The organism is Streptomyces sp. NPDC025618 (genome assembly GCF_055558795.1).
This window is the reverse complement of record NZ_JBVHLW010000059.1, coordinates 1-11,930: the sequence shown is the minus strand read 5'-3', so window position 1 is coordinate 11,930 and position 11,930 is coordinate 1. Positions and strand designations below refer to the sequence as shown.

Annotated in this window: 2 protein-coding genes and 1 pseudogene; 1 reads left to right on the top strand and 2 read right to left on the bottom strand. The window is 73.0% G+C overall.

The annotated features are described in order from the left end of the window. Positions 1-75: 75 nt before the first annotated feature. Positions 76-7,833, bottom strand: coding sequence for an SDR family NAD(P)-dependent oxidoreductase (locus tag ACZ4A5_RS29445; protein ID WP_467590793.1), 7,758 nt, complete (start codon positions 7,831-7,833; stop codon positions 76-78). Between the two features lie 189 nt (positions 7,834-8,022). Next, a pseudogene (locus ACZ4A5_RS29440) lies at positions 8,023-11,541 on the bottom strand (type I polyketide synthase); the annotation flags it as partial. Here ACZ4A5_RS29440 and ACZ4A5_RS29435 point away from each other — a divergent pair. Continuing rightward, a partial coding sequence (locus ACZ4A5_RS29435; RefSeq protein ID WP_467590787.1) for a hypothetical protein occupies positions 11,542-11,930 on the top strand: 389 nt, incomplete at its 3' end.

Sequence of the window (11,930 nt, the reverse complement as noted above, 5' to 3'; positions counted from 1 at the left end):
ACCTCACGGGCTCGGGAAGCTGGGCGTTCGACGGGGCAGGGGTGGTGCTGTGGTGCGGGTCGTTCATGAGGGAGATCAAGCGGATCCGAACTCCTCCGACGTGCCGAATTCCTGGTCGATGAAGGCGAAGAGCTCGTCGGCCTCCGCCGTCTCCAGGTGCTCGGTGACCGCGGTGGGGGCGTCGGCCGCCGGGCCGTCGCCTGTCACGTCCCAGGCGGAGACGGTGGACAGCAGGTCCTTGAGCCTGGCGGTGACCATCTCGCGTGTGGTGGCGTCCGGGTCCGCGCCGGCGTCGCGGAGTACGGCCTCCAGCTTGTCGATCTCGGTGCCGAGCACGGCTCCCCCGGCCGCCTCCCCAGGCGTGGGCGCGACCTCCTCCTCGACGAGTCCGGCGAGCGCCTCGGGGGTCGGGTAGTCGAAGATCAGGGTGGCCGGGAGGCGCAGCCCGGTGGCCGCGTTGAGCCGGTTCCGGAGCTCCACGGCGGTGAGCGAGTCGAAGCCGAGTTCCAGGAAGCCCCGGTCGGCCACGACGGCGGCCGGCGATCCGTGGCCGAGGACCGTGGCGGCGTGGTCCTGGACCAGCCGCAGCAGCGTCCGCCGCCGCTCCGCCGGGGCGAGCCCCGACAGGCGCCGTGACAGCGACTGCTCCTCGGACCGCTCGGGTTCCCGGGTCACGGCCCGTCGCGTCACCGTCGGCCGCCGTACGAGGCCGCGCAGCACGGCGGGCAGCGGGGTGACGGCGTCCGCGGCCCGGTCGGCCAGCGCGCCGGTGTCCAGCCGCGCGGGCACCACCAGGCCCTCGGCCAGGCCGCCTGCCGCGTCGAAGAGCGCCAGACCCTCCTCGGAGGAGAAGGGCACCAGGCCGCCGCGCGTCATGCGGGCCAGGTCCGCCTGGTTCAAGTGGCCCGTCATGCCGGTGCGTTCGGCCCACAGGCCCCAGGCGAGGGACACCGCGGGCAGGCCCCGGGCGCGCCGGTGCTGCGCCAGGGCGTCCAGGAAGGTGTTGGCCGCCGCGTAGTTCGCCTGGCCCGCGGAGCCGATGACGCCCGCGGTCGAGGAGAAGAGCGCGAACAGCGCGAGATCGGAGCGGAGCGTGAGCTCGTGCAGGTTCCACGCCGCGTCCGCCTTCGCGCGGAGCACCGTGTCGACGCGCTCCGGGGTCAGGGACGCGAGGGTCGCGTCGTCCAGGACGCCCGCGGCGTGGACCACGCCCGTCAGGCCGTGCCCGTCGGGCAGTTCGGACAGCAAGCGCGCGAGCGCGTCGCGGTCGGCGACGTCGCACGCGGCGACGCGCACCGACGCACCCGAGGCCGCCAGCTCCGCCTGGAGTTCCGGCATGCCGTCGGCAGCGGGTCCGCGCCGGCTGACCAGCAGCAGGTTGCGCACGCCGTGTTCCGCGACGAGGTGCCGCGCGACCAGGCCGCCGAGCACGCCTCCGGCGCCCGTGATCAGTACGGTGCCGTCCGGGTCGAGGGCGGCTGGAACGCTCAGCACCAGCTTGCCCACATGGCGCGCCTGGCTCATGAAGCGGAACGCCTCCGGGGCCCTGCGCACGTCCCACACGCGCGTGGGCGGCAGGCGCAGCTCGCCGCGCGCGAAGAGCGCGAGGATCTCGGCCAGCATCGCGCCGATCCGCTCCGGGCCCGCCTCGCCGAGGTCGAAGGCCCGGTAGGTCACCCCGGGGTGGGCCGCCGTCACGTCGGCGGCGTCCCGGAGGTCCGTCTTGCCCATCTCGACGAAGCGCCCGCCCTCGCCGAGCAGCCCCAGCGAGGCGTCGATGAACTCCCCCGCCAGGGAGTTGAGGACAACGTCCACTCCGCGGCCGCCCGAGGCGTCGGCGAACCGCCGCGCGAACTCCACCGTGCGCGACGACGCGAGGTGCGCCTCGTCCACACCGAGGGCCCGCAGCACGTCCCACTTGGCCGGGCTCGCGGTGGCGAACACCTCGACGCCCCACGCGCGGGCGAGCTGCACCGCCGCCATCCCGACGCCACCCGCGGCGGCGTGCACCAGCAGCGACTCCCCGGACCGCACGCGGGCCAGCTCGCGCAGCGCGTACAGCGCGGTCACGTACACCACCGGGACCGAAGCCGCCTCGGTGAACGACCAGTCGTCCGGGATCCGCGCCAGCGTGCGGTGATCGGTGACGACCAGCGGGCCGAAGCCACCGGACCAGATGCCCATCACCCGGTCGCCGACGGCGAGCGAGGAGACCCCGGGGCCGGTGGCCACCACCACGCCCGCGCCCTCGCCGCCCATCAGCGCCTGGTCGGGATACATCCCCAGGGAGATCAGCACGTCGCGGAAGTTCAGCCCGGCGGCACGCACCGCCACCCGCACCTCGTGCTCGCCCAGTTCACGGGTGGCCTCCGGTGCCGGCAGCAGGGCCAGGCCCTCCAGCGTCCCGGCCGCCGAAGCCTCCAGCCGCCACGCCGACGCGCCGGCCGCGGGCACGAGCACCCCGTCGGCGGCGCCGCCTGCCAGGCGCGGCACGAGCGTCCGTCCCTCGCGCACGGCCAGCTGCGGTTCGCCGGTGGTCACGGCCTCGAACAGGGCCTCCAGCGAAGCCTCGGCACCGTCGATGTCCGCCAGGGCGAACCGCTCCGGGTGCTCGGCCTGCGCCGACCGGACCAGCCCCCACACGGCGGCCGCGGGAAGGTCCTCCAGCTCCTCGGCCGCCGCCACGGCGACCGCGCCACGGGTCACCAGCACCAGCCGGGCCGCGCCGAGGCACTCCGCCGCCGGCCACGCCCGTACGACGTCCAGAGCCCGGTGCGTGACCTCCCTCGTCGCCGCGGCGACGTCCTCGGACGGCTCCGAGGCGAGGCTGACGAACACGACATCCGGTGCGGGAGAACCGGAGCGCACCTGCTCCTCCAGCGCCGCGAGATCCGGGTATTCCTGCGGGGACCGCTCCGCCGTCTTGAGCGCCCCGAGCAGACCGTGGGGGTCGGCTCCGACGACGGCACAGCTGCCGCCGGAAGCGGACGCGGAAGTGTCGGGCAGGGCGTTCCACGCCACCCGGTGCAGCACATCGCTCATCCCGGCCGGGGACGCGAACTGCTCGCTCGCGACCACCCGGGTCACCAGCGCGTCCGCCGCTGCCACCGGCATGCCCGCGGCGTCGGCGACCTGCACCGACATGCCGTCGGCACCGGCCGGCGCGAGCCGCACGCGCAGCGTCGGCGCGCCGGTCGCGTACAGGGACACACCACGCCACACGAACGGCAGCCGGACCTCCTCGGTCTCCGGGCCGGTGCCGGTCAGCCAGGCGTGCAGCGCCGTGTCCAGCAGAGCCGGGTGCAGCCCGTACAGACCCGCCTCACCGCGCGCCTCCTCGGGGAGCGCGACCTCGGCGAAGACCTCGTCACCACGCCGCCAGGCGGCCAGCAGCCCACGGAACACCGGGCCGTACACCAGGCCGGTCGCGGCGAGCCGCTCGTAGAGCCCGTCGATGTCGACCGCCCGCGCTCCCGCCGGCGGCCACGCGCTCAGCTCGGCCATGCCGTCCCTCGCGGCTCCGGAGGCGAGCACGCCGGAAGCGTGCCGGGTCCACGATCCGCCGGACGCGTCGGCACGGCGGGCGTACACGCTCAGCTCCCGCCGCCCGTCGCCCTGCGGGCCGTCCACGACCAACTGCACGTCGACCGCGCCCTCTTCGGGCAGGACAAGGGGAGCCTCCAAGGTCAGCTCCTCCACCCGGCCGCAGCCGACCGCGTCCCCGGCCCGCAGCGCCAGCTCCACGAACGCCGTACCCGGCAGCAACACCGTCTCACCGACGGCGTGATCGGCCAGCCACGGATGCGTACGCAGCGACAGCCGTCCCGTCAGGAGCACGCCGTCGGAGGCGGGCAGGGTGACCGCGGCTCCGAAGAGCGGGTGATCGGCGGCCGAGAGGCCGGCCGACGTGACGTCACCTGCGGCAGCGGGGACCGGCTCCAGCCAGTAACGCTCGCGCTGGAAGGCATAGGTGGGGAGGTCCACGCGGCGGGCACCTGTGCCGTCGAAGAGCTTGGCCCAGTCGACGGTTGCGCCGCCGACGAAGGCTTCGGCGACGGAGGTGAGGAAGCGGTCGAGGCCGCCCTCGTCGCGGCGGAGCGAACCGACGGCAGTGATGGTGTGGGCTTCGGCGGTCTGCTCGATGCCCATGGTCAGCACCGGGTGGGCACTGGACTCCACGAAGAGCCGGAAGCCGTCGTTCAGGAGGGCCTGGACGGTTTCTTCGAAGCGAACGGTCTGGCGCAGGTTGCGGTACCAGTAGGCGGCGTCCAGGGTCCTGGTCTCCAGCACTGATCCCGTCACCGTCGAATAGAACGGCACGGAGGCCGAACGCGGGGTGATGTCGGCGAGGTCGCGCAGGAGCACGCTCTCTATTTCCTCCACGTGCGCGCAGTGGGAGGCGTAGTCCACGGCAATTCGGCGGGCACGGATACCGTCCGCCTCGCAGCCGGCGAGGAATTCATCGAGGGCGTCCGTGTCACCGGACACAACGACCGTGGCAGGGCCGTTGATCGCCGCCACCGCCAAGCGGTCGTCCAACCGCTCCTCGACTGCCTTCACGTCCAGGGAGACGGACACCATCCCACCCCGGCCCGACAGCGCCCGCAGAGCCTTGCTCCGCAGCGCCACCACCTTCGCCGCGTCCTCCAGCGACAACGCACCCGCAACACACGCGGCCGCGATCTCTCCTTGCGAATGCCCGATGACAGCGGCCGGCTCCACACCGGTCGAACGCCACACCTCGGCCAGCGAGACCATCACAGCCCACAACACCGGCTGCACCACGTCGACCTGCTCAAGCCAGGCAGCATCGTCACCACGCAGCAGGTCGGTCAACGACCAATCCACATACGGCGCCAGCGCGGCCCCGCACTCCGCGATCCGCTCCGCGAACACCGGCGAGGAATCCAGCAGTTCGGCCGCCATACCGGCCCACTGCGACCCCTGCCCCGGGAAGACGAAGGCCGCCTGTCCGCGCGAGCCCGCGACGCCTCGCACCACGCCGGGCACCTCGCGCCCCTCCGCCAGGGCGCTCAAGCCGTCCCGGTGTCCCGCCAGGACCACGGCCCGGTGCTCGAACACACCCCGGCAGGCCGCCAGCGAGAAGCCCACATCCAGCGGCGACAACTCCCCCACACGCGCCAGCAACCGCCCAGCTTGCGCACCCAGCGCACTCTCCGAACGGGCAGAGACCACCCACGGCACCACCACCGGCGGCTTCTCGTCCCGATCGTGCTCCTCGGTCGCGGCGTCCTGGGGTGCCTGTTCCAGTACGGCGTGGGCGTTCGTGCCGCTCATGCCGAACGAGGAGACGCCCGCCCGGCGCGGCCGTCCCGTCTCCGGCCAGGGCGCGTCGTCGGCCAGGAGCCGCACCGAGCCCTCGGACCAGTCCACGTGGGGAGAGGGCTCGTCCAGGTGCAGGGTCCGGGGCAGCACGCCGTGCTGCATGCCGAGCACCATCTTGATCACGCCGGCTACACCGGCGGCCGCCTGCGTGTGACCGATGTTCGACTTGATCGAGCCCAGCAGCAGCGGCTGGTCCTCCGGCCGGTCCTGGCCGTACGTCGCGAACAGCGCCTGCGCCTCGATCGGGTCACCCAGCTTGGTGCCCGTGCCGTGCGCCTCCACGGCGTCCACCTCGGCGGCCGACAGCCGCGCGTTCGCCAGCGCCGCGCGGATGACCCGCTGCTGCGACGGGCCGTTCGGCGCCGTCAGACCGTTGCTCGCACCGTCCTGGTTGATCGCGGTTCCGCGGACGACGGCCAGCACCCGGTGCCCGTTGCGGCGGGCGTCCGAGAGCCGCTCCAGCAGCAGGACGCCGACGCCCTCCGCCGGTCCGAATCCGTCGGCGGACGCGGCGAACGGCTTGCAGCGGCCGTCGGGAGCCAGGCCGCGCTGGCGGCTGAAGCCGACGAAGGTCCACGGCGTGGACATGATCGCGGAACCGCCGGCGAGGGCCAGCGAGCACTCGCCCTGCCGCAGCGACTGCACGGCCAGGTGCAGGGCCACCAGCGACGACGAGCACGCCGTGTCCACGGCCACGGCCGGTCCCTCGAAGCCGAAGACGTACGCGAGGCGGCCGGAGGTGACGCTGAGCGCGTTGCCGGTCACCAGATAGCCCTCGACGCCGCTCGACGGGTCGTGCGGGCCGGTGCCGTAGCCGTGGGAACCCGCGCCCATGAAGACGCCGGTCTCGCTTCCCCGCAAGGACGCCGGGTCGATGCCCGCGCGCTCGAACGCCTCCCAGCCGGTCTCCAGGAGCAGCCGCTGCTGCGGGTCCATCGCCGTCGCCTCGCGCGGCGAGATCCCGAAGAACGCCGGGTCGAAGCCGCTCACGTCGTCGACGAAGCCGCCGTGCCGGGTGTACGTCGTGCCCGGGTTGTCGGGGTCCGCGTCGTACAGCCGGTCGAGGTCCCAGCCGCGGTCCCGGGGGAGCCCGGAGATCGCGTCACGGCCCTCGGTCAGCAGCTCCCACAGGTCCTCGGGCGACCGCACGCCGCCGGGCAGGCGGCAGCTCATGGCCACGATGGCGATGGGCTCCTGGTCCGTCACGGCCCGGACGGCGGGCGGGGCGGCCGCGGTCTGCTCGTCCTGGAGGCCGAGCAGTTCGGCGTGCAGGTGCTCGGCGAGGGCGAGCGGTGTCGGGTGGTCGAAGACCAGGGTGGCCGACAGCCGGTGTGCGGTGGCGGCGTTGAGCCGGTTGCGGAGCTCCACGGCGGTGAGCGAGTCGAAGCCGAGCTCCTTGAAGGGGAGTTCGGGCTCGACCGCGTCGGGTGTGGCCTCGCCGAGGACGGCGGCGGCCTGTTCCTGCACCAGCCGCAGCAGCACGCGCCGCCGCTCCGCCTCGCTCGCCTTCCGCAGGCTCCGCCGCAGGGAGTTCTCTTCCGCGCCCGACGCGACCTGGGGCAGCGCACGGCGCGTCACGGCCGTACGTCCCGATCCGTCAGCCGTACGGGCGTCGGCGCCGGGGGCGGCCGCCGCCAGTTGCTCCGGCGTCACCGGGCGGGCCACCAACGCGTCCGCCCGGGCGACCGGGACACCCGTCGCGTCGGCGATCAGCACGGACACGGCGTCGGTACCGGCCGGCGCCAGCCGCACGCGCACCGTCGAGGCGCCGGTCGCGTGCAGGGACACGCCGCGCCATACGAAGGGCAGCCGTATGCCGTCGGCGACCTCACCGTCGAGCGGGCCCAGACCCGCCTGCACCGCGGTGTCGAGCAGGGCGGGGTGCAGCCCGTACCGGCTCACCTCCGCGCGCGCCTCCTCGGGGAGCGCCACCTCGGCGAAGATCTCGTCGTCCCGCCGCCAGGCGGCGCGCAGCCCGCGGAACGCCGGGCCGTACGCGACGCCGGAGTCCGCCAGACGCTCATAGAACCCCGACAGGTCGATCGCTCGCGCACCCGCCGGCGGCCACACGCTCAGCTCCGCCGCGTCGGCCGCCACGCTGCCGTCGGCGGTGGAGACCAGCACACCGGACGCGTGCCGGGTCCAGGGCCGGTCCGCTCCGTCCTCGATACGGGCGTACACGTCGAGACCGCGCACCCCCCTTCCGTCGGCACCGCTGACGGTCAACTGCACCTGCACCGCGCCCTGTTCGGGCAGCAGCAAGGGTGCTTCCAGCGTCAGTTCCTCGACGTGGTCGCACCCGACCGCGTCCCCGGCCCGCAGCGCCAACTCCACGAAGGCGGAGGCAGGGAACATCACCTGGTCCCGCACCGCGTGCTCGCCCAGCCACGGGTGCGTCCGCAGCGACAACCGCCCTGTCAGCAGCGCCCCACCCGAGGCGGGCAGCGTGACCGCGGCTCCCAGGAGCGGGTGATCCGCGGCGGTCAGCCCGGCCGACGTGACGTCGCCCTGCGGGGACGCGGAGGGTTCGATCCAGTAGCGCTGGTGCTGGAAGGCGTACGTGGGGAGGTCGACGCGACGCGCGCCTGTGCCGTCGAAGAGCTTGGCCCAGTCGACGGTTGCCCCGCCGACGAAGGCTTCGGCGACGGAGGTGAGGAAGCGGTCGAGGCCGCCCTCGCCGCGGCGGAGAGAACCGACGGCGGTGATGGTGTGGGTCTCGGCGGTCTGCTCCACGCCCATGGTCAGCACCGGATGGGCACTGGACTCCACGAACAGGCGGAAACCGTCGTCCAGAAGAGCCTGGACAGCTTCCTGGAAGCGGACCGTCTGACGCAGGTTGCGGTACCAGTAGCCCGCGTCCAGGGTGCTGGTCTCCAGCACTGAGCCCGTCACCGTTGAATAGAACGGCACGGAGGCCGAACGCGGGGTGATGTCGGCGAGGTCGCGCAGGAGCACGCTCTCTATTTCCTCCACGTGCGCGCAGTGCGAGGCGTAATCCACGGCAATTCGGCGGGCACGGACACCGTCCGCCTCGCAGCCGGCGAGGAATTCATCGAGGGCGTCGACATCGCCGGACACAACGACCGTGGCTGGGCCGTTGATCGCCGCCACCGCCAAGCGGTCGTCCAATCGCTCCTCGACTGCCTTCACGTCCAGGGAGACGGAGACCATCCCGCCACGGCCGGACAGGGCCCGCAGCGCCTTGCTCCGCAGCGCCACCACCTTCGCCGCATCCTCCAAAGAGAGCGCGCCCGCAACACACGCGGCCGCGATCTCTCCTTGCGAATGCCCGATGACAGCGGCAGGTTCCACACCGGTCGAACGCCACACCTCGGCCAGGGAGACCATCACCGCCCACAACACGGGCTGCACCACGTCGACCTGCTCAAGCCAGGCGGCGTCCTCCACGTCGCGCAGGATCCCGGTCAACGACCAGTCGACGTACGGCGCCAACGCCGCCGCACACTCCGCCATCCGGTCCGCGAACACCGGTGAGGAATCCAGTAGTTCGGCAGCCATGCCAACCCACTGCGACCCCTGCCCCGGGAACACGAACGCCACACGGCCGTCCGCCCCCGCGACACGACCCCGCACCACACCGGGCACCTCGCGCCCGTCCGCCAACGCGCTCAGACCATCCCGGTGCCCCGACAGCACCACAGCCCGGTGCTCGAACACACCCCGGCCAGCCACGAGCGAGAAGCCCACATCGAGAGGCGACAACTCCCCCACGTGTGTAAGCAGCCGTTCCGCCTGCTCCCGCAGCGCCTTCTCGGACTTCGCCGACACCACCCACGGCACCACCGGCGGCTCGACCGGTGCAGGCACCTCTTCGGGAACCTCCGCGGGCGCCTGCTCAAGGATCACGTGCGCGTTGGTGCCGCTGACACCGAACGACGACACGCCCGCCCGGCGGAGCCGACCGGTCTCCGGCCATGCGATCGAGTCCGTCAGCAGCTCGACGGCACCGGCCGTCCAGTCCACGTGGGGCGAGGGCTCGTCGACGTGCAGCGTGCGCGGCAGGGTGCCGTGGCGCATCGCGAGCACCATCTTCATGATCCCGGCGACACCGGCCGCGGCCTGGGTGTGCCCGATGTTCGACTTGATCGAGCCCAGCCACAACGGCTGGTCGCCCGAGCGCTCCTGGCCGTACGTGGCCAGCAGCGCCTGGGCCTCGATCGGGTCACCCAGCTTCGTGCCCGTACCATGCGCCTCCACGGCGTCCACCTCGGCGGCCGACAGCCGGGCATTAGCGAGGGCCGCGCGGATGACGCGCTGCTGGGAGGGGCCGTTCGGCGCCGTGAGGCCGTTGCTCGCACCGTCCTGGTTCACCGCCGAGCCACGCACGACCGCCAGCACCTGGTGACCGTTGCGCCGCGCGTCCGACAGCCGCTCCAGCAGGAGCAGACCGACGCCCTCGCCCCAGCCCGTGCCGTCCGCCGCGGCCGCGAACGCCTTGCAGCGGCCGTCGGAGGCCAGGCCACGCTGGCGGCTGAACTCCACGAAGAGTTCGGGCGTGGACATCACGGTGACACCGCCGGCCAGCGCGAGCGTGCACTCGCCCTGCCGCAGGGCCTGCGCCGCGAGGTGCAGGGCGACCAGCGAGGACGAGCACGCGGTGTCGACGGTGACCGCCGGGCCCTCCAGGCCGAAGGTGTAGGAGATACGGCCGGAGACCACACTGGCGGCGCTGCTGGTGACCAGGTGTCCTTCGACGTTCTCGGGGGACGCCTCGCGCAGACTCGTCGCGTAGTCCTGCCCGTTGCTGCCGATGAACACACCGGTGGGGCTGCCGTGCAGCGCGGCGGGGTCGATCCCGGCCCGCTCGAACGCCTCCCAGGAGGTCTCCAGCAGCAGCCGCTGCTGCGGGTCCATCGCCGTCGCCTCGCGCGGCGAGATCCCGAAGAACTTCGGGTCGAAGTCACCGGCCCTCGCGAGGAAGGCACCCTCCCGGACGTAGCTCTTGCCCTGCTCGTCCGGGTCCGGGGCGAAGAGCGTGTCGAGGTCCCAGCCACGGTCCGCGGGGAACTCGGTCAGCACCTCCCGCCCGTCGGCCAGCAGGTCCCACAACGCTTCGGGGGTTCGGACGTCGCTGGGGAAGCGGCAGCTCATCGCCACGATGGCGATCGGCTCGTCGTCCGTGGCCACGGCCGCGGGCAGGGCCGGTCCCGCGTCGGACCGCAGGCCCAGCGCCTCGCCGCGCAGGAACCTCGCCAGGTCCCTCGCCGTGGGGTGGTCGTAGAGCAGCGTGCTCGAAAGGGTCAGCCCCGCGGCGGCGTTGATGCGGTTGCGCAGGGTGACGGCCGCGAGCGAGTCGAAGCCCAGTTCCTTGAAAGCCCGGTCGACATCGACGGCGTCCGGCCGGCTGTACCCGAGCACGGCGGCCACATGGGACCGTACGAATTCCAGGACAGCCCGCTCCTGTTCGGCAGGCGCCAGACCGCTGATCCGCCGACGGAGGGACCCGCCATCTTGGGCGGAGCCGCCCTCGGCGAGCTCGCGTGAGACGTGCTCGGTCAGCTCCTTCAACAGGGAGGACGAGCGCGCGCCCGCCCTGGCCTGCGCAAGGGTGTCCCAGTCGACGTCGGCTACGAGCAGCGAGGCCGCCGCCGGGTCGTTGACCGCCCTCGCCAGCTCGGCGAGCGCCGCCTCGGGAGCCATCGCGGGCAGACCGTGCCGCTCCCAGCGCTCCGCGAGGGAACGGGCCATGCCCTCACCGGCCCAGGGTCCCCAGGCGATCGATGTCGCGGGGAGACCTTCACCGCGCCGCAGCTCCGCCAACGCGTCCAGGTAGGCGTTCGCCGCAGCGTAGTTGGCCTGACCGGCACCACCGACCGTCGCGGAGAACGACGAGAACAACACGAACGCCGAGAGGTCCATGTCCCGGGTCAGCTCGTGCAGATGACGCGCCGCCTCAGCCTTCGCCCGCAGCACATCCTCGAACCGGGCAACCGACTGCCCGTCGAGAACACCATCGTCCAGAACACCGGCCGTGTGCACCACCGCCGACAGAGGCGTCTCGGCCAGCAACTCGGCCAGGGCCGCACGATCACCCACATCACACGCCACGACCGACACCCGCGCACCCAGGGCCGCAAGCTCAGCCTGCAACTCCTCGACACCCTCAGCAGCCGGACCACGACGCGAAACCAGCACCAGATGCTCCGCACCCGCACCGGCCAGCCAACGCGCCACATGCCGGCCCAGACCACCCGTACCACCGGTGACCAGCACCGTCCCCGACACACGCCACGACCCGGCACCGGCACCCGCCGAAGCGCGCACGACCCGACGCCCGAAGACCCCGGCAGAGCGGACCGCGACCTCACCCTCACCGGACCGGAACACACCAGCCAGACGCCCCGCCGCACGCTCATCCAAAACCTCGGGAAGATCGATCAGACCACCCCAACGGCCGACAAGCTCCAACGCCGCCACACGACCCAGACCCCACAACTGCGCCTGATCCAGATCAGCCACACACTCGCTGGAGGTGGCAGCAACCGCTCCTCGCGTCACACACCACAACGGAGCCGCCACCTCGGCATCGCCAAGAGCCTGGACAAGAGCCAGCGTCAGCGCGA